This window comes from Thermoactinomyces sp. DSM 45891 (assembly GCF_900119485.1).
Classification (GTDB): Bacteria; Bacillota; Bacilli; order Thermoactinomycetales; family Thermoactinomycetaceae; genus Baia.
The window spans coordinates 19,232-42,697 of the sequence record NZ_FPJZ01000018.1; the positions used below are offsets into that span (position 1 = coordinate 19,232).

The window sequence follows — 23,466 nt, forward strand, 5'->3', positions numbered from 1 at the left end:
AAAGGATGAGATTATCTTGCAATTTCGATATCAGATGGAGTTACTTGTGACGGCCCCTCTTGAAAAAATAAGGGAGTATTTGACGAATCCATTTCGTCCCACTACACAGTTGTATACGTTGTTTTTTTATGATCATCAAAAAACGGGTGGTCGGGGTTTGTTTCTAAATCATGAATCCTTTTTTAGGGAGCGCGCCTATACACAAATTATGAGAAATGAGCCGGATCACTTTGTTCTTTATCGAAAACAGGGAGCTAGTTATTATGAAGAGAATTTTCAACTGGAACAAAAAGGAGATCAAGTCCAGATCCAAGCGACTCTAGTTTGGAAAAAGGAATCTTGGTTTTCCCAATTAGCATGGATGATAGGTAGTTTCTGGTTAAGCCATAAGATGAGAAGCTACTTAGAGCGAATGGCGCTCCAAATGGAAGAATATGCAGTTAATGCGATGCAAGTACAAAAAAAATACAATTACCAAGTGCTGCGTATGACGGAACCAGATCTTTCTAAATTGTTTGCGCTTCAAATGGTAGGGATCTCTCTTCATTGGCAAATGTTACTTGCCATTTTAGCGACTTGCTTTGGAGCGATATGGGCGTTGGATCATGATAACTATGGCTGGTTTTTTACTTTTTCGACCTTGGCGATGGTGTTGGTGACTCGATATTTAGATCGGTTATGGATTTATCGGTTGTTGGATTTATACTGGCTACTACTTATTGGATTAACGATCAAATGGCTATTTTATTCATAGAGATCGTGTTCCGAGCCAACTCGAAAACCATGCCTCTTTAATAACGCACTTGTTACACCGTTTCCAGATATCTTCTTTCCTTGAAAATGTCCGTCGTAGATAAATGTACTTCCACAGGAGGGACTATTTTCTTTTAAAATAACCATCGTTGCGCCAACTTTTTTTGCTAGTTGTAGGGTATGATTCGCTCCAGCGATAAATTGTTCAGTGACATCTTCACCTAGCTTGGTTATGACTTTTGCTTTTCCGTCCAAGACATCTTCACCAGATCCTCCTACAATTTCTGCTGGATCTCTAGGTGTAGATAATCCGCCAGATACTTCGGGGCATACATAGATTGCTTTTTTTTCTGTTACTAATTTCTGTGCGATGTCGGCTAAACTTGCTTTGCCATCATATCGACAGGGAACTCCTGCTAAGCAAGCACTAATCAGAATCACTGGTTACACCCCTTTTTCCATCATTTACATGATACAGATAGAGTGCATCATAAAACAAGACTTAGTCCATGGACCAAGCCTTGTTAATACGAGATACCCTATGATCCTACTCGATCTTTGATGGTGGGTGAAAATAGATCGACAATCCCGATGACAAGTGCTGCCACGATTGCGCTAAAGACACCAATCTCAAAGCCGTTTACGATCATGGAGGTTATATATAGCACGACGACCGTACTAATAAACCCAACAATTCCTCTGCCATACGGTGAAATTCGCTCTCCAAACAGCATTTCCATTAACCAACCGAGAAGAGCGATAAAGAGGGCAGCGATAATAGCGGTGCCGAAACCAGAAATTCTGAATCCTGGAACCAAAGCAGCAACAATCATTAAAACGATGACTGATACGATAAAACGGACGATATGACGAATCATAATCCATCCTCCTAATACATGATTGGCCTTAGTATGCACAGATAATGGTTTTTCAAACATAAGAAAATGTGAGATGGGGAAGAGTTTGAATTCATTCGATTATGGGTAAGGAATGATGTTAAGCTGTCATGAAAATGAGCGGAAAAATGATATACTAAAGTTGTTTGCTTGAAGGGAGTGTACGGTTTTGTCTGATTGGACACAGAAGACGTTAGAGTTTATGGAAGTAAAAGAAATGGTAAAATATTACTCTTCCTCTGATTTGGGAAAGTCACTAATTGATGACATAGAGCCTTCTGATGACTGGCAACAAGTATCAGAGCGTCTACATATAACTTCCGAGGGAATAGAACTTCTTCGTCTGAAGGGAGATGTCACTCTCGGTGGAATTCGTGATATCCGTTCTTTTGTTCGTAGGGCAGAGATTGGTGGATTATTAAATGAGGCTGAATTGCTTGATATTGGTAGTACGATCCATGCTGGACGGAAGATCAAGACTATGCTCAGACAGTTGGACGAAGAAATAGCGCCACTTAGCCGTTTGCGCGGGCTAACGGAGCAGATCGAAAGCTTGGAACATATTGACACAGAGATTGCGAATAGTATTGATGACCAAGGTTTTGTACGGGACTCTGCTAGTAGTGAGTTGCGACGTGTGAGACAGGCGATTGGCACGATTCGCTCTCGCATTCAATCAACTCTGCAAAATCTACTCCGGAATTCCAACACTCAGAAAATGTTACAGGAGTCTATTATTACACAGCGTTACGATCGTTATGTGATTCCCGTAAAAGCAGAGTATCGAGGATCTTTTCATGGGATTGTACACGATCAATCTTCGTCTGGAGCTACTCTGTTTATTGAACCAGAGGCAGTTGTACAACTTAATAACCAATTGCGAGAACAGGAGTTAGCAGAGGAACGAGAAGTAGAAAAGATTTTGTATCAACTTACGCAGATGATCGCAGAATCAGTTGAGCCTTTACGATTAAACTTGGATATCTTAGCTCAATTAGACTTTACCGTAGCAAAAGCACAGTTTGCCCGTGCGATGAAAGCGATTGTACCGAAATTATCTCAAGATCGAACGCTTGTCTTAAAAAAAGCACGTCATCCGCTTATTGCTAAGGATACAGTCGTGCCAATCGATGTGGAGATGGGACAGGCTCATCAAGCGGTCATCATTACAGGACCGAATACAGGTGGGAAAACGGTCAGCTTAAAGACGATCGGACTCTTTGCCTTAATGACTCAAGCTGGATTCCCCATCTTAGCAGAAGAAGAGAGCCAGATGCCTATTTATAGTGGTGTATTCGCTGATATTGGGGATGAACAGAGTATTGAGCAGAGTTTGAGTACTTTTTCTTCTCATATGACGAATATCATCCGTATTTTAACGGAGATCGATCACGAAAGCTTAGTATTATTTGATGAGCTCGGTGCGGGTACAGATCCAACAGAAGGGGCTGCGCTTGCTATCTCGATCTTAGAGCACTGTATTGGATTGGGTGCGGCTGTGGTGGCTACTACGCATTATAGTGAACTGAAACTATTTGCTCATACGCACCCCCGCACGGTAAATGCAAGTGTAGAGTTTGATGTGGAAACGCTTCGACCTACTTATCGTCTCCTAATAGGAGTGCCGGGGAAAAGTAACGCATTTGCGATCTCTAAGCGTTTAGGCCTTCCATCCTACTTGATCGAAGAGGCTAGATCACATATCTCCAGTGATGACAGTCGCTTGGAGGAGATGATTACCACTCTTACGTCAGAGCGAAAAGCCACAGAAGATGCGAGAAGGGATGCTGACCGGTTGCGAACCGAGGCAGAAGAAATTCATCAAGGTCTTGAAGCGAAATTGCAGGCATGGGAAGAGGAAAAAACGCAGATTCGTGAAAAGGCTAGGCTGGAAGCAAGACAAATTATTAGTCATGCGGAACGCGAGGCGGATGAAGTATTGAAGAAACTTCGCGAATGGGCAAAGGCTCGTCCACAGGAATTAAAAGAGCATGAACTGATTGAAACACGTAAACGTCTAGGTGCTGCGATACCTGATTTAGAGTTGCACCGTAGGCCGACAACGAAGAAGTCAGGCGAGAAATTAGTGGTGGGAGATGAAGTATTTGTTGCTAGTTTGGGCCAAAAAGGCGCGATCGTAGAAGTGCTAAGCGACAAGGAGTTTCAAGTGCAGATTGGCGCTTTGAAAATGAAATTGAAACGAGATCAACTAGAGAAGCGAGAAAGCAAACAACAACCTCAACCCAAATCCACTTCCTCCATCAGTCGCAAAGCAGATGTCCGCCCAGAGCTTGATTTGCGAGGGCATCTCGTAGAAGAAGCCATTATGGAGATTGATCGGTATCTCGATCACGCGATCCTAGCCGGCTATAAACAGGTTCACCTCATCCATGGTAAAGGCACGGGAGCCCTCCGCACAGGCGTTCAACAATTTCTCCGTTCCCACCGTAATGTTAAGTCATTTCGACTTGGAAGTATGGGGGAAGGCGGCTCTGGCGTAACTGTTGTCGAGATTCAGTAAAGGAGCGAACTGGATGGAACATCTTCCGAAGATCTTGATTCCCATTGCGATCGCCTTCTTGGCGGTAGGGATATATTGGTTTTTTAAATATGCTTGAGAAAAGACACCTTCTGTTTAAAGAGGGTGTCTTTTCTTTATGTGACGACTCACTCTGTCCACGTCTTTTTATAAATAAATCCCTATTGGGATAAGCTAATTATGATTCATTAAAAATATAAGTATACCTAAATAAAAACAAAAACATTATTCTTTACAACTTAAATAGATGGGAGTATGATAAGCGAATTAGCATTTTAATAATAGGATTTAGCCGCTTAATCCGTCTTATAAAAGGAGCGGGGGAACCAAACTTGGGGTGAATCCTTAGTATCGTCTAAGGTAGGGTTACTCTCATAATCCGAATCCGTCAGCTAACCTCGTAAGCGCACATGGGAGGAATAGAAAAAACATGCTTTCTAAGTTGAAAAGACTTTTAATAGGTAAACCCTTGCAGTCAAATGAACTACATAATCGAAAACTTAACAATTTAAAAGCGTTAGCGATTCTTTCTTCAGATGCTCTTTCCTCGGTGGCCTATGGTCCTGAGCAGATCTTGCTAGTCCTTGCGACGATGAGCGTACTTGCTTTCTGGTATTCGATTCCCATTGCTGTGGGAGTTTTGATCTTACTAGCTGTTCTGATTTTGTCATACAGACAGATTATCTACGCATACCCAAGTGGCGGAGGAGCATATATGGTGGCGAAGGAAAACCTCGGTACCAATTATGGTTTGATAGCCGGAGGTTCTTTGCTCGTTGACTATATTTTAACCGTTGCGGTTAGTGTTTCCGCAGGGACGGATGCCATTACTTCAGCATTCCCTGTGTTACATCCGTATACCGTACAGATCGCAATTTTATTAGTTGCACTCATTACATTGTTAAACTTACGGGGATTAACTGAATCGGCTTCCATTTTGGCGTATCCAGTTTATTTATTTGTTCTGGCACTTGTGATCGTAATCATTGCGGGGATCTTTCAGATCTTGACGGGACATGCTACAACAACTGCACACACTGCTATTGGAACGCCTGTAATGGGAATTAGTTTCTTCTTACTGCTAAAGGCGTTTTCATCGGGGTGTTCGGCTTTAACCGGAGTCGAGGCGATCTCTAATGCGATTCCAAACTTTAAAGAACCTGCTCCAAGAAATGCAGCCTTTACTTTGACGTGTATGGGGATTATTTTAGCTGTACTTTTCTCTGGTATTGTCTTTTTAGCATATTGGTATGGAATTGCACCTTCCGGGAAAGAGACTGTTATGTCGCAGCTAAGCGCCTCCATTTTCGGAAGAGACATTATGTATTACTTCGTCCAGGCTACGACTGCATTGATCTTAGTTTTAGCGGCAAACACAGGATTTTCAGCATTTCCACTTCTTGCGTACAATTTAGCAAAAGATAAGTATATGCCTAGAGCCTTTACTGCTAGAGGAGATCGTTTGGGATACTCAAACGGGATTATTACCTTAGGCATGGCGTCGATTTTCCTGATTATCATATTTAAAGGAAAGACGGAGAGTTTAATTCCACTCTATGCAGTGGGGGTATTTATCCCTTTTGCTTTATCACAAACAGGAATGATTTTTAAATGGCTTCGTACGAAACCAAGAAGTTGGGGCTGGAAATTCTCAGTTAATCTATTAGGAGCACTGATCTGCTATCTCATCCTAGCTATCTTCTTTGTTACAAAATTTGGTCAGGTATGGCTTTCTTTAATCTTCGTTCCGGTTGTCGTATTTATTTTCCATCAGATCCACCGACATTATGTGGCTGTAGCAGAGCAGTTACGGATTGACGACTCTGTAAAAGTGATGAGCCTAGCAAAAACAGGCAATCTGGTGATTATCCCTGTGTCGGGGATTACAACGGTGGTGGAAAAATCGCTGCTTTATGCAAAGTCCATATCCAAAGATGCAGTAGCGGTTTATATCGGGTATAGCCATGAGAGTATTGAAAAGATGAAGAGGGATTGGGAAGCATGGGAAACAGGGGTGCAACTTATCACAGTGTATTCTCCTTATCGTGGTGTTATCAGACCTCTAGGTGATTTTCTAGAGGCGATGAGAGAAAAAGCGGATCAAAGTGGTTCGGCGATGACGGTTATCATGCCGCAGTTTTTGACGAAGAAATGGTGGCATCGTTTGCTTCATAACCAATCTGGTTTACTTATCATTGCTTACTTGCTCAAAGTTAAAAACGTGCATATCACGATTGTGCCATATCAATTGAAAAAGTAATGCAGTTTGAAAGATGAACAAGTGGGAATGAATAAGGTAGTTCAACTCATATTATAGGAGGCTTTCCCATGTTAGTAACGACAACAAACACGCTAGAAGGATATCAAGTTACGGATTATGTAGGAGTTGTAAGTGGTGAAACCATTTTAGGAGCAAACGTGGTTCGTGACTTTATGGCCTCGCTTACGGATTTCTTTGGCGGACGAAGCGGTAGTTATGAAGGGAAGCTAGCTGAGGCAAGAGAAATCGCTCTACAAGAAATGCAAGAGCAAGCACGTCGGAAGGGTGCAGATGCGGTTATTGGTGTGGACTTGGATTTTGAAACCATTGGTGGTATGTTGATGTGTATTGCAACAGGTACTGCTGTGAGAATTAATAAATAGATGGTTAGATGCATTTCATGGAAATGACTTGAGTATGGCTGATGCTCAAGTCATTTTTCTATTGAGTTTGAGTCATTCAATCTTTCGTCACAATTTGTTTGTGTATTGTAGGGAAATAGGGTACATTCGTATTATTACGATTGAGGTGAAAAAAGTGTTTAAAATTGGCTACCGTACGATTAAAAGTGCGGTTGGTGCAGGTGTTGCGATTGCGATCGCACAATTTTTACAGCTTGACTTCTACGCAGGCGCTGGAATCATTACGATCCTCTGTATCAAACAAACTCGAAAGAGCTCGTATGAAACAGCGTGGGAACGTTTCTTAACAAGTGTAATTGGTTTGATAATTAGTTGGTTGATATTTGAAAATTTCGGATATCATCCATGGACGATTACGCTTTTATTATTGATCACATTTCCAATCATGGTAGGACTCAAAGCAAAAGAAGGGATTCCTGCTGCCTCAGTCATCATTTCTCATTTATACACTTCGCAACATATTGATTGGCATGTCATGGTCAATGAATTAGGGATTATTGTGATTGGGATTTTGGTTGCATTTGTAGTGAATAGTTACATGCCGAGCTCTGAAAAGAAATTGCTCGAATCACAACGTAAGATTGAACAAAACTTTAAGCGGATCTTTCGAGAGATGGCTATTTATCTACGTTATGGTGAAAGCAATTGGGATGGTAAAGAATTGATGGAAACGGCAGAATGGATCAGAGAAGCGAAAGAAATGGCACTGCATAACATTGAAAACCATAGTGCAGAAGAAGAAAAAGCCATGTATCGATACTTTCAAATGAGGGAGAAGCAATTTGAGATCATGGAACGAATTATGCCAACCGTATCCATGTTGAATCATACATGTGATCAAAGCCAACAGATTGCTAGCTATTTGGAAGAATTAGCAGATGCGATTCATCCTGGTAATACAGCTGATATCTATTTGGAGCGACTTGAACAGATGAAACGAGAGTTTCGTGAGCAACCTCTCCCAGTAGATCGTATCGAGTTCGAAACGAGGGCTTGTTTATATTTCTTTGTTGGAGAGATGAAACGTTATCTGATTATCAAAAAAGCATTGACCCAAAAGAAGCCAACTCCCGATTCGTCTGATAATTCAACGACGAAGAAGATGGACCCATCACCTAACTAAAGTGAGAGAGAATAGGGGAGAGAAGATGACTGACCGTTTTTTACAGGAAGAAAATGACCACTTACGAAAACGATCCTCTGCGATGACAGAAGCTGTCTGGATGGTAAATACAACGGGCTTACAAGATTGGCAGGATAAAGAAATACAAGCTGAGTCACAGTATCGCTTATACTGTTCGGATCCCAAACGATTTGCTGTACTAAAGGATAAGATGGCTTTTGCTCCAGAGGGTTCGATTGAGCGGCGCCAATATGAACGCCTATATCAATCAGCACTAGAAAACCAGCTCCCTACTGAGACCTTAGAAGAGATGGTGACATTATCTTCTAAGTTAAGCAATATTTTTAATACATTTCGCGCTACAGTGGATGGAGAGAAATGGACAGAGAATCAAGTGCGTCAAATCCTTCTCACTAGCACAGATGTAGCTTTACGCGAGAAGGTATGGCAGGCTAGCAAAGTGATTGGGCAAGAGGTCGCTTCGGGACTGTTGGAGCTAATTCGTGTACGGAATCAAGCAGCACAAAGCTTAGGCTTCGAAGATTTCCACCAAATGTCATTTGAATTACAAGAATTAGATCGTGACGAGGTTTTCACGATTTTTGATGATTTGAAGCAGCTAACAGACGGCCCATTCCAAGTGATGAAAGATGAAATGGATGATGAGTTGCGTAGTCAATATGGATTGTCTTCTGATGCCCGTCTACAGCCATGGCATTATAAAGATCCTTTTTTCCAAGAAGCGCCTGTGGTACCAGGGGTAGATGTAAGTCCGTTTCTAAAAGGAAGGAATATTGAAAAGTTAACGGTTGATACGTTTACATCGATGGGAATGGAGATTCGTGACATGTTAGCTAAAAGCGATCTCTACGAACGTGAGGGGAAGAATCAGCACGCTTTCTGTCTAGATATGGATCGAGAAGGGGATGTACGGGTGTTATGCAATATTCGTGATAACCAGTACTGGATGGAAACGATGCTCCATGAATACGGACATGCGGTATATGATAAATATATCGATCGGAACATCCCGTTTCTTTTACGTACACCCGCCCACATTTTCACAACAGAGGCTGTGGCGATGTTTTTCGGCCGTCTTGTAAAGAATCGGGAATGGCTGTTGCAAATTGCGCAAGTAGATCGAGATGAAATAGATAAAATCTTACTTGGTTTAGAGAAGATGCAACAACGTCAGATGTTGATTACAGCACGCTGGGTTATTACCTTTGTCCGCTTTGAACGCGAGCTTTATCGCGACCCGGACCAAGATCTTAACCAATTATGGTGGGAGATTGTAAAGAAAGTCCAATTTGTGGAGCCACCTAACCGTGTAGATGAGCCGCATTGGGCTTCTAAAATTCACTTTACGATTGCACCAGCATACTATCAAAACTATCTATTAGGTGAACTAACTGCTTCCCAATTTGATCAATATATCAAGCAGCATGTAAGCCCTACTTACTTCAATCAAGAGGTTGGTAACTGGTTCCTGAAAGAAATCTTTTTCCCTGGTGATCGGGATGGATGGTCTAAATTAATTGAAAATGCAACTGGCGAAACGTTGAATCCAGCTCATTTTGTTACTCAATTTGTGAAGTGAGAAGGGGAACGAGGCTTGAGTTAGGAAACGAAAGGCATTCTAAAGCAATAGGAATGCCTTTCGTTTTTATTTGACTTCAGGAATGGAATCAGTTAAAATAAACCAAACGGTCGGTTTCTTAAAGGAGGTTTTGAGATTTATGGCTTCTCGCAGATACGATGCCCAGAAAACCAAGCAAGAGCTTGCTATGATTGCGAAAGAATTGTTCATTAAAAAGGGTTATCTGGCTACATCGATTGGTGATATCTGTTGTGCATCAGGTGTTAGTAAAGGTAGCCTATATTATCATTTTCAAAGTAAAGAAATTTTGTTTCTCTATATTGTGGAGGAGAATGCGCAAGATTGGATTTCAAAATGGCAAAAAAAAAGCAATCAATATACCAATGCCATTGATAAAATGTACGGCTTTACTGAGTTTTATGTAGAAGACTTTCGAAATCCGTTCTTACAGGCTTCTGAGGAGTTCTCTGTCAATGAACTGGGCAAGAAAGAAGTAATTGAACAAGTTTTGGGGGTGAAAAAAAAGACATTTCAGATCTTCGAGCAGATCATTCAGCAAGGAATCCATGAAGGAGAGTTTGTATCGGTGGATGTTTCCTTACTTACTCGGACTTATCGGGCCTTGTTAGAAGGACTATCGCTTTCTTTTTATGAAATGAGCATTGAAGAAATGAAAGACTTATATCGAAATGCGATTACTCTATTTTTAGAAGGAATTGCTAAGAAAAAATAGTAAAGTAAGAAATGGAATGTTGTTTTTCTTATTAACCGACCACTTGTTTGATGAAAAGAATTTATCTTATTAGAAAAGGACGTAGAGTATGGATAACTACCAAGAAAACGTCCCATCATCCAAAATAAGCTCTCTTTTCCGAAATCGTTTTGTTCAAGCGATTCTGGTTTCGGGATTGTTTTTACAAATTGGTATATGGGTTCGAAATTATGCCATTCTGCTGTATGTAGTGGATCAGACAAACGGTGATCCGTTCGCAGTGTCGATGATTTCCGTGGCTGAGTTTGCACCGATTTTTCTATTCTCATTTGTTGGGGGCACATTTGCCGATCGGTGGAGACCGAAGAAGACGATGATTTGGTGTGATATTTTAAGTGCCATTTCAATCTTTTTCGTTTTAATAGCTCTCTTATTCTTTACTTGGAAAGTCCTCTTTTTCGCTATGCTATTCTCGGCGATTCTATCCCAGTTTTCGCAACCATCGGGGATGAAACTGTTTAAGCTTCATGTGCCAGCAGAGCATATGCAGTCGGGGATGTCATTATATCAATCGTTGTTTTCTATTTTTATGATTTTCGGACCTATTTTAGGAACTTTTGTTTTCCAACAATTTGGGATTAATGTAGCGATTAGTATTACAGTGATTTCCTTTTTACTTTCAGCGATTGCACTTCTTTTTCTACCTGCTGACCTTATAGTAAAAGAAGAAACACAGAATCAAACCTCCCTTCTCCAAGAGATGAGGGAAGGTGTTAAATATGTTCTCTCCAGCAAGGTTCTTAGATCCTTGGGAGGAGCCTTCTTTATGGCTGGGACTGCGATTGGGTTAATTCAACCGCTAGCAATCTTCCTTGTGACCGAACAACTACATTTGCCAAAAGAAAATCTGCAGTGGTTAATTATGATGAATGGTATTGGTATGTTGGCAGGTGGTGCGTTAGCGCTCTTGGTTGCTAAGAAATTGGCTCCTCAACGAATGTTAGTGATCGGTCTGATCGTAAATGCGATCGTTATTTCCATCTCTGGATTGTCCGAGATCCTATGGTTAACGTTAATCGCCCAGTTTTTTGCTGGTATGGGTATGCCTATTATTCAAATCGGGATTAACACGATGATTATGCAACATACTGCATCTGAGTTTATTGGTCGAGTAAATGGGACGTTAACTCCGCTTTTTATCGGGGCGACTGTCGTCATGATGAGTGTCACAGGTCTGTTAAAAGCAAACCTGTCCCTGACATGGATCTATCAAATTTCAGGTCTCACGATGCTTCTTGGAGTATTATTTCTCTTGCCACTTCTTCGGCTATCAGTTCTGAAACCAGAATTAGTACAGGTTGCTCAGACAGAGACTGAGAAAGAATAGATGTAATCAACGAAATGTAATGAACCATAGAGGCTGGGTGCGGCTCACATAACTGTGAATCGCACCCTTTTCACTCTTGCCTAGAACGAAAGTGAACTTGGATACGTGGAGAGTGTTTGTCTTCTTCTTTTTTTAGATCCTGAACGGACGATTCCTCTGTATCATCCTCAGGATTCTGTAAAAAATGATTAATGTGTACATAGTCTGGATCGATCATACCCATGGATAGCTGGATATGTGGATACAATTCGTTTTTCTGTATTAGATTACGCTTCATATTTCAGTCGACCTTCCAAAAAGAGATTGCGTGATATCCATATATTTCTATGTGAAAATCCTAGAAACGCGAACAAAAAGTAGTCGATTTTTGTCGGCTTTCCATTTACGTTTTTCGGTTTCCGTAGTAATCTTAATAGATGACTACTAAGGAGGAGACTATCATCGAAACATTAATTGAGAATAATAATCAAAATCAGAAGTCTTCTTCCCAGCGTTGGAAAATGGCGATTATTTTAGGTGGGCTTTCCGCATTTGGAGCTTTATCTATTGATATGTATCTACCAGCATTTCCAGAGATAGCAAATGAATTTCAGGCAAGTCCTTCATTGGTTCAAATGAGCCTCACGCTCTTTTTAATTGGGATGTGTGTGGGACAATTATTTCTAGGGCCACTTAGCGATATGATCGGAAGGCGGAAGCCTCTGTTAATCGGGCTATTATCATATGGAATCGTATCTTTATTATGTATATGGAGTCCATCGATTTGGATGTTTTTGCTGTTGCGATTTTTTCAAGGATTAACTGCTTCGGCGGGGCTTGTAATTTCACGTGCTGTGGTTCGTGATCTGTATGTAGGGACTGAGCTGACGAGGTTTTTTTCTTTACTTGCTCTGGTTAACGGACTTGCACCGATTATAGCACCTATTATGGGGGCTCAATTACTAGGTTTTGCGCCATGGCAGGGTGTCTTTATTGTACTAAGTATCATAGGACTCGCTATGTTTGGCATCGTGGCGTTTGGGCTACCGGATACACTTCCTGATGAAAATCGTGCTCAAAGCGGAGTTCGTCCAGCTATGTTAAGCTATTCTCGAATTTTACGTGATCGTACCTTTATGGGTTACGCGATCTGTCAGGGTTTAGTGTTTGCTTCGATGTTTGCTTATATATCAGGTTCATCGTTTATCGTGCAGAACATCTATCATGGAACTGCGACTACATTTAGTGTTATTTTTGCGATTAATGGCATAGGGATTATGCTTGCGAGTCAGGTAACGGGAAGATTGGCAGGAAGATTTTCAGAGCGGACTTTATTTAAGACAGGACTTATTATGTCTGCGTCCGGCGGTGGGTTGTTATTCATCGCTTTCTTGAATCAGGCCCCACTCTATGTGATTTTAATTCCTTTATTTTTTGTTGTATCAAGCGTAGGTGTTGTTGCGACAGCAGGTTTTTCACTCGCGATGGAAAGTCAAGGAAAATCAGCAGGTAGTGCCGCTGCTGTCTTAGGTGTTATATCACTCGCTCTAGGTGGTATAGTGGCTCCATTTGTAGGAATTGCTGGTGAGTATACGGTTGTGCCGCTAGGAATTATCACAACATTATGCGGTATCGGTGCGCTAAGTTGCTACTATTTCTTTGTTGGAACGACGAGTGCTTTAAGAAAAGAAAATAGCTATTAATGGGGGAGATGGTTATCTCCATGAGCCTATTATCTTCATACAAAATGCTGGTATACTTATCCGTAGATGGATTTGTCTACCAGCATTTTCTTTTAAATCGTGCGATATTTCTCCCAACGCAGCCATTTGGGATAGTGATTTTTTAGCAATCCGCCAGAAGCTTTGCCCCATCCGAGTGGATAGCTGTCCACTGTGACAAGAGTCCAGCCGCTTTGTTGATCGGGAAGTGTTTCTCCTTGTAGATATAAGAGTAAATCATTACCGTTCCAGCTTAGGTTACGCACACGTTTTACCTTATCACTCTGTAGGGCAAGGGCGAAAGCATGGGATGGTTGGAAGTGACTTTTTTTAATTTGGCCTAGATGCATTCCAGGACGTTCTACCTTTAATCCTTTAAGAGAAGGAAAACGGGGTAGTGTCCGATAGAGATGCTCTCCATATAGAGTGAACTCTCCTTCAGTCCAAGATGAATCGAGTAAGTGATCTTGGACAAATGTATCATAAAGCTTTTTCCGATCTTTGGGGATGGAGGATGGTTTTCCGATTTTTACTTTCCGAGAGGTTTCGGATTCTCTCTTTTGAAGTACAGCCACAAAATGACCTTCACCGCGCAGATGATGAGGCCATAGGCGACCTGCGAGAGTCAAGCGTGGATCTGGGTTCTTCATCCAATCAGGCCGTCCAGGTTGGTAATGGGGAGCTTGCGGAACTGGAATTAGATTAAATTCAGGAAACTCTGTGAGAAAAGAAGCAACTACCTCTTCATTTTCCATCGGGTTAAAGGTGCAAGTTGAGTAAACGAGTCTTCCGCCGTCCTTTAACATAGGGGCGGTTGCGCGAAGAATTTCCATCTGTAGCTCTGCACACTTTTCGACAAGACGAGGGCTCCAACGTTCTCCGGATTCGTCATCTTTGCGAAACATCCCTTCACCGGAACAAGGGGCATCAATTAAGATTCGATCAAAAAATTGAGGGAAGCGATCGGTAAGATGATTCGGATCTTCATTTAGGACAACTGCATTGGAGACTCCACAACGCTCTAGGTTTTCGACAAGTACTTTGATTCGTTTGCTGTCAATCTCGTTGGCCACTAGGATTCCTTTCCCTTGCATGTGCGATGCGATTTGTGTCGTTTTCCCTCCTGGAGCGGCACAGAGATCTAAAATCGTTTCACCTGGTCTTGCTTCCAGTGCCTCAGCCGGAGACATCGCACTGGCATCTTGGATATAGTATACACCTGCCGCATGAAAGGGATGCTTGCCGGGGCGGTCTGTCTGGTGTTGATAGTAATATGCTTCAAGGCACCAAGGGACGTTTTCCAGTGTGGTGAAAGGGAGTTCTTCTAGTAATTTTTCGGGTGTGGTGCGTAAGCGATTGATACGGAAACTTCTCTCTGGTGCCTGTTCATAAGTAGCAAGGAAGGCATCATATTCACCTTGTAGTCGTTCTTTCATCTGCTCTAAGAACAAGGATGGTATGGTAGGAGACATAAAGGTTCCCCCTCTTTTCTATATATAAGTTTTAAGTATGTTCGGCTGAACTCTTTCCTGCTACGTATCCAGTACATAGGGCGGAGGTGATGTTATAGCCACCTGTGTAGCCATGGATATCTAAGATTTCTCCACAAAAGTAAAGCCCGGACATCATCTTGGATTGCATGGTACGTGGATTGATCTCTTTAATGTGGACACCTCCCCCTGTAACAAAAGCTTTATCAAGTGATAAAGTTCCGTTGATATGGACAGGGAAAGCTTTAATATGTTCAGCCACCTTCCGCTGAACTTCTTTAGACGTCTGTGTGCAACTCAAAGTATCCGAGAGAGTTAGTATTTGAAACAGCACAGGGATCATTCTCTCGGGTAAATATCCTTTTAGGGCATTGCGGAATGCTCTCTTTGGACTTTCGTTCACTAGCTTACGAATTTCTTGTTCGATTTCATCGACGGTATCTGCTGGTTTTACATCGATAGTCAGTAAGGTAGTTGAAGTGCTAAATTTTTTTAGATTCTTGATGACAAATTGACTACAACGAAGAGCAGTCGGACCAGATAGCCCGAAGTGGGTAAATAGCAAATCTCCATCATGACTTACTAATTTCTTTCCTTTTGCATTCCAAACGGTAACGGTGATATCCCGCAATGATAGCCCCTGCATGGATTTATCAAGGATCCAAGATTCTCCAGAGGTAAGGGGCACTTCTGTCGGGAATAATTCAGTAATGGTATGTCCAGCCGCTTTCGCCCAAGCGTACCCATCACCAGTTGAACCCGTTTGAGGTACCGATTTGCCACCAACTGCTACGATTACTTGGTTCGCATGAAAAGTCTCCCCGTTTATACTCTCTACACCGGCTACCTGTCCATCTTGATAGAGTACTTGACGGACGGGAGTGTTGACACGGATGTGTGCACCGCCTTCCTTCACTTTTCGGATTAATGCTTGTACAACGGACTTGGCGCTATCACTGACCGGAAACATTCGACCATTATCCTCTTCTTTTAGGTCGACACCCAGTTCACGAAAGAAGTGTACGATATCCCAATTATTAAATACAGAAAAGACACTGTAGAGAAATCGTCCGTTTCCCGGAATAAACCGGATGAGTTCATCTATATCTTTAATGTTGGTTACATTACAACGTCCACCGCCAGAGATTGCGAGCTTACGCCCGAGTTGATCTCCTTTATCAAGCAGGAGTACTTTGGCCCCATGCATCCCAGCGGCAGCACTGGCCATCAAACCAGAAGGGCCTCCGCCAATAACTATCACATCGTATTTCATATAGCGCTCCTTTGAGGTTAAACATAGCTATGTTTAGCATTTCCTAACTTTCCCTATTGTAGAAGACCCCGTGAAAATTGGGAAGGGGAGTACGGGGAATGATCAAAAAAACATCTTTTTTTAATAAAGTGATTCAAAAGCGTATAAAAATTAGCTAAAATAAGAATAAGGAAATCGGATGGATGATGTGAATACTCATTCATGACAGGAGGGTCCCAATGTCGTATGCAGAAAAAGTATGGCTCAAACAGTATCCATCAAACGTACCAGCAACCATCGACTATCCAAATGTATTACTAACCCAGTTCTTGATCGACGCCGCAAGGGATTTTCCTAAGAGAGATGCGGTTCATTTTATGGGCAAAAAACTTACTTATGAACAATTGTTAGAAGAATCTTATCGTTTTGCGAACTCATTGAAAGAGCTTGGTATACAACCTCAAGAACGGGTTGCGATTATGTTACCAAACTGTCCACAAGCCGTAATCGCGTATTATGGGGCGCTATTTATCGGAGCGGTTGTCGTCCAGACAAATCCGCTTTATATGGAGCGAGAATTAGAGCATCAACTAACTGATTCAGGTTCTGAAACGATTATATGCCTCGACCTAGTGTTACCAAAAGTCCAAAATGTAAAGTCAAAGACTGGGTTAAAGCGAGTCATTGTAACGAGTATCAAGGATTATCTACCTTTTCCAAAAAATGTTCTTTATCCACTGAAATTGTGGAAAGACGGCATTAAACTGACTCATGAGTACGATAAGGATACACATGCTTTTAAGCATCTCATTTCGAAAGCGCTTCCAACTCCGGTGATCCCACCAGAGATTGATCCGATCCATGATGTAGCTTTGCTTCAATATACAGGCGGAACGACGGGCCTTTCCAAAGCGGCTATGCTGACCCACCGAAACCTGATTGTAAATAGCATCCAAGCATCCTATTGGCTATACAAGGTGAAACGCGGAACAGAAAAAATCTTAGGTGTTCTTCCATTTTTTCATGTGTATGGAATGACGGTTGTTATGAATTATGCCATGTATCAAGCGGCGACGATGATTCTAATTCCTCGATTTGATTGTGACATGATTATGAAAACGATTGTAAAAGAGCGTCCCACCTTATTTCCTGGTGCACCTACGATGTATGTGGCCATTATTAACCATCCCAACATTCAAAAATATGACCTCTCATCGATTGATGCCTGTGTAAGTGGATCGGCGGCTCTTCCTGTAGAGGTACAAGAAAAATTTGAAAAGTTAACAGGGGGTAGGCTGGTAGAAGGTTATGGGATGACGGAGACATCTCCTGTAACGCATTCAAATCTAATATGGGATCGTGTGCGGTCATCGACTATTGGTATCCCGTGGCCTGATACAGAAGCGAGGGTAGTGGATTCAGAAACGGGAGTGGAGCTTCCGGTTGGTGAAATTGGAGAGCTTCAAGTTCGAGGCCCTCAGGTGATGAAAGGATACTGGAACCGTGAAGATGAAACGGCGAAAGTCCTAACAGCAGATGGATGGCTTAGTACAGGTGATATTGTCCGTATGGATGAAGAAGGATATTTCTTTGTAATGGATCGAAAGAAAGATATGATTATTGCTGGGGGATATAATATTTACCCACGTGAAGTGGAAGAAGTTTTATTTGAACACCCAGCCATTCAAGAGGCGGCAGTTGTAGGTGTTCCTCATCCGTATCGAGGGGAAACGGTGAAAGCATTTATCGTGTTAAAGCCAGGAATCAAACTGACAGAACAAGAGTTAGATCAGTACTGTCGTGAAAAACTAGCAAAATATAAAATCCCACGCTTATATGAATTCCGTGATGAGTTACCCAAGACATTTGTTGGCAAGGTTCTCCGACGTGTTCTTCAAGAGCAAGAAAAGAAGAAATACGAAGAAGAGATAAAAGAGGCCAATTAGATGAATGTGTGACCTAGCATCCGGAATGGATACGATGTTAGGTTTTTTTCATGTTTGTGTGCGTTGACAAACGTTTTATTTATCCATACAATAATAGTGAATGAATAATCATTCATTATTGTTTATGCAGAAAGGAATTTCGATCCCATGGCGAAACGGACTGGTGAAAAATACGAAGCGATCATCGATGCTGCAGTGCGAGTTATTGCAGAATTTGGTTATCATAATGCACAGGTTTCGAAGATTGCTCGTGAGGCCAAAGTCGCAGATGGTACAATCTACCTCTATTTTGAAAACAAAGACGATGTGCTGATCTCTCTATTTAGCGAGAAAATGGGTTCATTTATCAGCGAGGCGGAGGAAGCGATTCAGCATTTCGATTCACCAGTTGAACAGTTACATCAACTGATTCGCCTTCACTTTGCGTATTTGGAGAGTGATCGTGAACTTGCGATTGTAACACAAATCGAGTTGCGTCAATCAAACCCAGAAGTTCGCAAAGGAATTGGACAGATTCTAAAGCGATACTTGGATATGATTGATCGGATCGTCGAAGATGGGATAAAAAAAGGTTTGTATCGTTCGAATTTAGATGTTCGCATGACTCGCAAGCTGATCTTTGGAACCATTGATGAGACTGTGACATCTTGGATTATGAACGATCGCAAATATAGTTTGCTCTCCCAAGTGGATCCAATCCTAGAACTGTTTGTATATGGGATTGGCAACCAAACGCGTGAGATGTAAGCGTTATCTATCAAAAGCACAGGAGGATCTCTTCATGAATATCCTAGTTTGTTTGAAGCAAACGTTTGACACCGAAGAGCGGATCACGATTGAAAATGGTGTGGTCGTAGAAGACGGCGCAGTATTCGTGATTAACCCTTATGATGAATATGCTGTGGAAGAAGGCATTAAGTTAAAAGAAGAACATGGTGGGGAAGTAACGATTTTGACGGTTGGTCCAGAGCGTGTAGAAGCTTCGATGCGTAAGGCCCTTGCCATGGGTGCAGATAAAGGTGTATGGATTAATACGGAAGATTTTGATGGTGACTTAGATGAGCATAGTATCGCTAAAATCATCCAAGCAACGATCGAAGAGCAAGAGCTTGAGTTTGATATCATTCTTGCAGGTGCGATGGCAGTAGATGATGGTTCTGCACAAGTAGGTCCACGATTAGCGGAACTTTTAAATATACCTCATATCTCCACTATTACGAAGATAACGGTAGATGGTGAAAATGTAGTTGTTGAGAAAGACGTTGAAGGAGACATGGAAGTCATCGAATCCAAGCTACCTCTACTTGTTACCGCTCAACAAGGATTAAACGAGCCACGCTATCCGTCACTTCAGGGGATTATGAAGGCGAAGAAAAAACCATTAGAAGAAGTCGAAATCGATGATCTTGATATCGAGGAAGAAGAGATTGAAGCCAAAACAAAGGTACTCGAAATCTACTTACCTCCTAAGAAAGATGCAGGGAAAATCCTACAAGGAGAACTTGCTGATCAAGTAACAGAGCTCGTTCAACTTTTAAAGGGCGAAGCGAAAGTGATCTAAAGACCTGGGGGGATCAACATGAGCAAAAAAATACTCGTACTAGCAGATGTTCGTGAAGGAAAACTTCGTAATGTGGCTTTTGAGAGCTTAGCAGCAGCACGACTTGCAAGTCAAGGTGGCACAGTAGTAGCGGCAGTCTTGGGAAGCTTTGCGAAAGATCACGTTGAGGCACTTGCCCATCATGGTGCAGATGAAGTAGTAATAGTAACGGATTCGAAACTGGATCAATATACAACGGATGCATATTTCCAAGCAGTAAAGAAAATTATCGAAACAGTAGAACCACAAGCAATTTTCACAGGACACACAGCAGTCGGAAAAGACGTAAGTCCGCGAATTGCGGCACGTCTTGGTTTCGGTCTCGTTTCTGATGTAACTGCTTTAGAAGAAATGGACGGCGAATTGATCTTCACTCGCCCGATTTATGCAGGAAAAGCTTTTGTGAAAAAGGCATTTAAAGAGGATGAAACTGTATTTGCTACCCTTCGTCCTAATAATATCGAGGCTCTTGATGCAGATACGGCTCGCACAGCAACAGCGACAGAAGTAGCGGTAGACTTTGACCCGACTTTATTACGAACCATAATAAAGCAAGTTGTGAAGAAAGCAACGGATGGTGTGGACCTCTCCGAAGCAAGAGTTGTCGTATCAGGTGGCCGTGGAGTGAAGAGTGAAGATGGCTTTGCTCCGTTAAAAGAATTAGCTGATCTACTAGGCGGTGCAGTTGGAGCTTCTCGTGGTGCTTGTGACTCTGGCTACTGTGACTACGCTCTCCAAATCGGCCAAACTGGTAAAGTGGTAACACCGGACCTCTACATCGCTGCTGGAATCTCCGGAGCGATTCAGCACTTGGCTGGTATGTCCGCATCCAAGACCATCGTCGCGATTAACAAAGACCCAGAAGCACCGATTTTCCAAGTAGCAGATTACGGAATCGTAGGTGATTTGTTTGTCGTGATTCCGATGTTGACAGAGGAATTGAAAAAGGTAGTAGTAGGTAAATAGGCGTTTTGCTTGGACTGTAGACTGTAATTGGGTCTACAGTCTGTTTTTATTTTCAAAATCCAAAATATGGCAATTAAAATGCACCTAGAAGAACACTTTAACTTTATTGCTATCCTTGCCAATAAGGTTAGACTATCACGTGATATATTCAAGTTCGATTCTTTGTGAAATTGCGAATGCTTCCTCTAGGATAGGGATAGCAACTGTGTAGTTCCTTTGCTCGTAATAAATTTAACCAAGTATTACTTGAGTCTTACATAGATGGTACTCATCTTCAGACGACTATCTTACTGTGTCACTTCTAACCTTTACTAGACAAAAATTATTTCTAATGATAGGTTAAAATATATAAAAGATTTTCTATTATATTTATTCTAAGGAGAGTGAAATAAATGAATAAAACGGTTTCCATGTTAAGTGTATGTGCAATCTCTGCTGTTACTGCTTTTGCAGTGGGAATAGGCTCCGCAGATGCAAGTGTCCCACGCTATTCCTTCCAAACAGAAGATGGGAATTGGGACGGTTTTATTGGCAATGAGAATAGTGGAAGTAGTATCCAGATCGAGCTGGTTAAGCCTCTCTATAGCAAAAATAGCTCTGGAATAAAGAAAAAATTCACTGACTACTCCAAGCTGTGGGTTCGGTTGTGCAATGATCAAACAAAGGCGTGTACCACTTTTCATAATCTCAGTAACGGAGAATCTACATTTACGAATATGAAAACAGGTAGATATAACGTAGATATCAAAGATGAGCTTCCCTCCGCAAGCATAGTTGGACAACTAGATATTATCTTTCCCTAGATGTACGGTGGTTGGGATTATGATGCTGGTAAGTTTTATGTAGTAAGAAGATATATGTATAAGAAAAAGAGGGACATTCTATTTTTTACCTAGAATGTCCCTCATGTTTGACTATTTACTGTATACACTTTTAGATGCCGCCTCTCTCTTTACCCATCAGAACATTAAAGATCACTTCTGCCACTGTTTTGATTGCCTTCATATTTTTCACCCCCGCGTTATTCTTACCCTTACTTTACCTCGATTTACCCTTAGTTTCTAGCGATTTACCTTTCAGGTTCCTTACTTATTTGTAAGAATAAAATGTCATATGAGAATACATACATAGTGAAAACGATGTATCAATAGTTAATAAGCCCCATTACATAATCGAGTATGATTATACAATGGGGTGTTTTTAGAATCAGGGGGTATGTGGGGATAGCTAAGAATTATCATGCTCCGTACTATGATTTTTATTTTTTTTCCTAGCCTCTATCTGATTGTTACCAATGGCAATAATAGCTTCCCACTCTTTTCCACTTAGTGGCTCCCAAATAGGTATTTCGTTAACCAACTCCAATAAATCTTGTAACGACTCCCCAATAAAATTAATATGCCCCATCTTTCTGCCCTCTTTGGCTACGCTTTCCCCATACCAGTGCACTTTTGCACAAGATGGTAACTTCGCAAAATAATCCAAAAAGGACTCTTGATGTTCTCCTAAAAGATTTACCATGATCCCATGATCGTTTCGAATCGGCTGATGAATCGGAAGCCCTGTTACTGCACGTATGAACTGCTCAAACTGGCAAGTGGTTGTGATATCCATTGTGATATGTCCTGAATTGTGCGGTCTAGGAGCTAACTTATTTACCAAAATAGTCCCATCCACCAGAACAAACATCTCGATAGCAAGCATCCCTACAAATCGCAGTTTGCTAGCCAATTGATATGCAATTTGTTCCACTCTTCCACGAATGCCATCTTTAATCGGAGCTGGAGAAATCGTCATGTGTAAAATTTGGTTTCGATGGATATTCATAACAGGTGGATAAATCTCTACTTTTCCTGACATATCTCTAGCCACAATCACCGAAATTTCTTTTACAAAAGGAACAAATTTCTCAACTAGTATTCCCTTTTCGATTACTTCTACTGGAGGAAATGGATCGTCTAGGGTATGAATTACCCATTGACCTTTTCCATCGTATCCCTTTGTCAGTACTTTTAAGACACATGGGAGTTTTATTTGCTCAATCGCCTCAATCAACTGTGCCTTCGATGTTACAACTTGATAGGAAGTAATCGGGATTTGTGCATCTTGTAATACTTTCCGCTCTTGACCTCGATGCCCCATCCAGCAAAGAAGGTCACTTCCTTGTGGTAAGGGCTTTATGGATTCAATCATTCGAACCGTATCAGGGTCTATATTTTCCAATTCGTACACAACGACATCAGACTTGTTCGTAAACTGTTCTATTGCCATTACAGAATCATACGATCCCACGATCTGTTCATCTGCTATTTGTCCTGCCGGAGAATCGCTATCTGGGTCTAATACAACGAAGCGATATCCTAATCTACGCCCTTCTAGAATGATCATGCGACCCAACTGGCCACCGCCTAATACTCCAATTGTCTGTCCAGGAACGACTAATGGAGAGGGGTTACTTGATTGACTCCGACTAATACTGGATTTTTCTTTAGAAAGACTATTCAACAGGGGATTCCCTAAGTGTGTGGGTTGCATTGTCATATTAGATCACTATCCTTTTACCATACGATCGTGAATCATCTTTCGGCGCCCTCATCGGGCAGAACTTATTTTAAAAAATTAAATTTTGTAAAATAAATATATCACGATTAATTATTTTTGTAAATAACATTTTCTTTAATTATATCTTTCGAAATTTAATTTCAATTAATATAATCAGAGAGTGATAAAAATACATAGAGCATAAATATACAGACAAATGAAACTTTCCAAATCACAAAATTTTTTATTTCGTTTAACGAAACAGTTGGAACTTTTTCG

20 protein-coding genes and 1 riboswitch are annotated in these 23,466 nt (G+C 41.5%); of the genes, 14 read left to right on the forward strand and 6 right to left on the reverse strand.

The annotated features are described in order from the left end of the window. Positions 1 to 16: 16 nt before the first annotated feature. Positions 17 to 754: a hypothetical protein gene (locus BT147_RS12430; RefSeq protein WP_072335874.1), complete on the forward strand. Its 738-nt coding sequence runs from the start codon at positions 17 to 19 to the stop codon at positions 752 to 754. Here the strand turns inward: BT147_RS12430 and BT147_RS12435 are convergent. After that, the gene (locus tag BT147_RS12435; RefSeq protein ID WP_072335877.1) at positions 745 to 1,194 is read right to left on the reverse strand and encodes a 2-thiouracil desulfurase family protein; all 450 of its coding nucleotides are present in this window, start codon (positions 1,192 to 1,194) and stop codon (positions 745 to 747) included. The two genes, BT147_RS12430 and BT147_RS12435, sit on opposite strands and share 10 nt — an antisense overlap. A gap of 98 nt (positions 1,195 to 1,292) precedes the next feature. Next, positions 1,293 to 1,631, reverse strand: coding sequence for a phage holin family protein (locus BT147_RS12440; protein ID WP_072335880.1), 339 nt, complete (start codon positions 1,629 to 1,631; stop codon positions 1,293 to 1,295). 187 nt (positions 1,632 to 1,818) lie between these two features. On the opposite strand from BT147_RS12440, the gene BT147_RS12445 reads away from it, so the two are divergent. The 7 genes from BT147_RS12445 to BT147_RS12475 all read left to right on the forward strand — a co-directional run bounded on the left by BT147_RS12445 (position 1,819) and on the right by BT147_RS12475 (position 11,692). Beyond that, the gene (locus tag BT147_RS12445) at positions 1,819 to 4,170 is read left to right on the forward strand and encodes an endonuclease MutS2 (RefSeq protein ID WP_286119458.1); all 2,352 of its coding nucleotides are present in this window, start codon (positions 1,819 to 1,821) and stop codon (positions 4,168 to 4,170) included. 301 nt (positions 4,171 to 4,471) lie between these two features. Next, positions 4,472 to 4,610, forward strand: a riboswitch (cyclic di-AMP (ydaO/yuaA leader). A gap of 8 nt (positions 4,611 to 4,618) precedes the next feature. Next, entirely contained in the window at positions 4,619 to 6,448 is a 1,830-nt protein-coding gene (gene kimA, locus BT147_RS12450) for a potassium transporter KimA (protein WP_072335883.1), read from the forward strand. Positions 6,449 to 6,516: 68 nt separating this feature from the next. Next, positions 6,517 to 6,831 carry a YbjQ family protein gene (locus BT147_RS12455; RefSeq protein ID WP_072335886.1) on the forward strand — a complete coding sequence of 105 codons (315 nt, stop codon included), beginning with the start codon at positions 6,517 to 6,519 and terminating at the stop codon, positions 6,829 to 6,831. A gap of 154 nt (positions 6,832 to 6,985) precedes the next feature. Then, the gene (locus BT147_RS12460) at positions 6,986 to 7,993 is read left to right on the forward strand and encodes an aromatic acid exporter family protein (protein WP_072335954.1); all 1,008 of its coding nucleotides are present in this window, start codon (positions 6,986 to 6,988) and stop codon (positions 7,991 to 7,993) included. A 25-nt stretch (positions 7,994 to 8,018) separates the two neighbouring features. Continuing rightward, positions 8,019 to 9,593 (forward strand): M2 family metallopeptidase, encoded by a 1,575-nt coding sequence (locus BT147_RS12465; protein WP_072335889.1) that lies wholly within the window; start codon positions 8,019 to 8,021, stop codon positions 9,591 to 9,593. A gap of 139 nt (positions 9,594 to 9,732) precedes the next feature. Continuing rightward, the gene (locus BT147_RS12470) at positions 9,733 to 10,326 is read left to right on the forward strand and encodes a TetR/AcrR family transcriptional regulator (protein WP_072335891.1); all 594 of its coding nucleotides are present in this window, start codon (positions 9,733 to 9,735) and stop codon (positions 10,324 to 10,326) included. A gap of 88 nt (positions 10,327 to 10,414) precedes the next feature. After that, positions 10,415 to 11,692, forward strand: a complete 1,278-nt coding sequence (locus BT147_RS12475) for an MFS transporter (protein WP_083426556.1) — start codon at positions 10,415 to 10,417, stop codon at positions 11,690 to 11,692. Between the two features lie 70 nt (positions 11,693 to 11,762). Here the strand turns inward: BT147_RS12475 and BT147_RS12480 are convergent, their stop codons facing one another. Next, positions 11,763 to 11,969: a hypothetical protein gene (locus tag BT147_RS12480; protein ID WP_072335894.1), complete on the reverse strand. Its 207-nt coding sequence runs from the start codon at positions 11,967 to 11,969 to the stop codon at positions 11,763 to 11,765. Between the two features lie 223 nt (positions 11,970 to 12,192). Between BT147_RS12480 and BT147_RS12485 the strand changes: the two genes are divergently transcribed. Continuing rightward, positions 12,193 to 13,374 carry a multidrug effflux MFS transporter gene (locus tag BT147_RS12485; protein WP_072335960.1) on the forward strand — a complete coding sequence of 394 codons (1,182 nt, stop codon included), beginning with the start codon at positions 12,193 to 12,195 and terminating at the stop codon, positions 13,372 to 13,374. Positions 13,375 to 13,466: 92 nt separating this feature from the next. Here the strand turns inward: BT147_RS12485 and BT147_RS12490 are convergent, their stop codons facing one another. Both BT147_RS12490 and BT147_RS12495 read right to left on the reverse strand, forming a co-directional pair. Next, positions 13,467 to 14,864, reverse strand: a complete 1,398-nt coding sequence (locus BT147_RS12490) for an RsmB/NOP family class I SAM-dependent RNA methyltransferase (RefSeq protein ID WP_072335897.1) — start codon at positions 14,862 to 14,864, stop codon at positions 13,467 to 13,469. Positions 14,865 to 14,895: 31 nt separating this feature from the next. Further along, a complete protein-coding gene (locus tag BT147_RS12495) occupies positions 14,896 to 16,155 on the reverse strand; it encodes a BaiN/RdsA family NAD(P)/FAD-dependent oxidoreductase (RefSeq protein WP_072335900.1) in 1,260 nt (419 codons plus the stop codon). A 218-nt stretch (positions 16,156 to 16,373) separates the two neighbouring features. Here BT147_RS12495 and BT147_RS12500 point away from each other — a divergent pair, with 218 nt between their 5' ends. From BT147_RS12500 to BT147_RS12520, 5 genes are all read left to right on the forward strand, one after another. Beyond that, complete coding sequence (locus BT147_RS12500; protein WP_072335903.1) at positions 16,374 to 18,080, forward strand: long-chain-fatty-acid--CoA ligase; 1,707 nt, start codon at positions 16,374 to 16,376, stop codon at positions 18,078 to 18,080. Between the two features lie 147 nt (positions 18,081 to 18,227). Further along, a complete protein-coding gene (gene fadR, locus BT147_RS12505) occupies positions 18,228 to 18,827 on the forward strand; it encodes a fatty acid metabolism transcriptional regulator FadR (protein ID WP_072335905.1) in 600 nt (199 codons plus the stop codon). A gap of 34 nt (positions 18,828 to 18,861) precedes the next feature. Next, positions 18,862 to 19,641: an electron transfer flavoprotein subunit beta/FixA family protein gene (locus BT147_RS12510; protein ID WP_072335908.1), complete on the forward strand. Its 780-nt coding sequence runs from the start codon at positions 18,862 to 18,864 to the stop codon at positions 19,639 to 19,641. Between the two features lie 18 nt (positions 19,642 to 19,659). Then, positions 19,660 to 20,646 (forward strand): electron transfer flavoprotein subunit alpha/FixB family protein, encoded by a 987-nt coding sequence (locus BT147_RS12515; protein ID WP_072335911.1) that lies wholly within the window; start codon positions 19,660 to 19,662, stop codon positions 20,644 to 20,646. 392 nt (positions 20,647 to 21,038) lie between these two features. Beyond that, entirely contained in the window at positions 21,039 to 21,449 is a 411-nt protein-coding gene (locus BT147_RS12520; RefSeq protein ID WP_072335914.1) for a hypothetical protein, read from the forward strand. A gap of 424 nt (positions 21,450 to 21,873) precedes the next feature. On the opposite strand, the gene purK is transcribed toward BT147_RS12520, so the two are convergent. Continuing rightward, on the reverse strand, positions 21,874 to 23,151 hold the full coding sequence (purK, locus tag BT147_RS12525) for a 5-(carboxyamino)imidazole ribonucleotide synthase (protein WP_177239821.1): 1,278 nt from the start codon (positions 23,149 to 23,151) through the stop codon (positions 21,874 to 21,876). Between the last annotated feature and the right edge of the window lie 315 nt (positions 23,152 to 23,466).

Excerpts from the sequence above, each read along its gene's own strand:
- BT147_RS12440 (WP_072335880.1), bottom strand. The coding sequence starts at position 1,631 with ATGATTCGTCATATCGTCCGTTTTATCGTATCAGTCATCGTTTTAATG.
- kimA (WP_072335883.1), top strand. The coding sequence starts at position 4,619 with ATGCTTTCTAAGTTGAAAAGACTTTTAATAGGTAAACCCTTGCAGTCA.
- BT147_RS12455 (WP_072335886.1), top strand. The coding sequence starts at position 6,517 with ATGTTAGTAACGACAACAAACACGCTAGAAGGATATCAAGTTACGGAT.
- BT147_RS12465 (WP_072335889.1), top strand. The coding sequence starts at position 8,019 with ATGACTGACCGTTTTTTACAGGAAGAAAATGACCACTTACGAAAACGA.
- BT147_RS12470 (WP_072335891.1), top strand. The coding sequence starts at position 9,733 with ATGGCTTCTCGCAGATACGATGCCCAGAAAACCAAGCAAGAGCTTGCT.
- BT147_RS12475 (WP_083426556.1), top strand. The coding sequence starts at position 10,415 with ATGGATAACTACCAAGAAAACGTCCCATCATCCAAAATAAGCTCTCTT.
- BT147_RS12480 (WP_072335894.1), bottom strand. The coding sequence starts at position 11,969 with ATGAAGCGTAATCTAATACAGAAAAACGAATTGTATCCACATATCCAG.
- BT147_RS12485 (WP_072335960.1), top strand. The coding sequence starts at position 12,193 with ATGGCGATTATTTTAGGTGGGCTTTCCGCATTTGGAGCTTTATCTATT.
- BT147_RS12490 (WP_072335897.1), bottom strand. The coding sequence starts at position 14,864 with ATGTCTCCTACCATACCATCCTTGTTCTTAGAGCAGATGAAAGAACGA.
- BT147_RS12495 (WP_072335900.1), bottom strand. The coding sequence starts at position 16,155 with ATGAAATACGATGTGATAGTTATTGGCGGAGGCCCTTCTGGTTTGATG.
- BT147_RS12500 (WP_072335903.1), top strand. The coding sequence starts at position 16,374 with ATGTCGTATGCAGAAAAAGTATGGCTCAAACAGTATCCATCAAACGTA.
- fadR (WP_072335905.1), top strand. The coding sequence starts at position 18,228 with ATGGCGAAACGGACTGGTGAAAAATACGAAGCGATCATCGATGCTGCA.
- BT147_RS12510 (WP_072335908.1), top strand. The coding sequence starts at position 18,862 with ATGAATATCCTAGTTTGTTTGAAGCAAACGTTTGACACCGAAGAGCGG.
- BT147_RS12515 (WP_072335911.1), top strand. The coding sequence starts at position 19,660 with ATGAGCAAAAAAATACTCGTACTAGCAGATGTTCGTGAAGGAAAACTT.
- BT147_RS12520 (WP_072335914.1), top strand. The coding sequence starts at position 21,039 with ATGAATAAAACGGTTTCCATGTTAAGTGTATGTGCAATCTCTGCTGTT.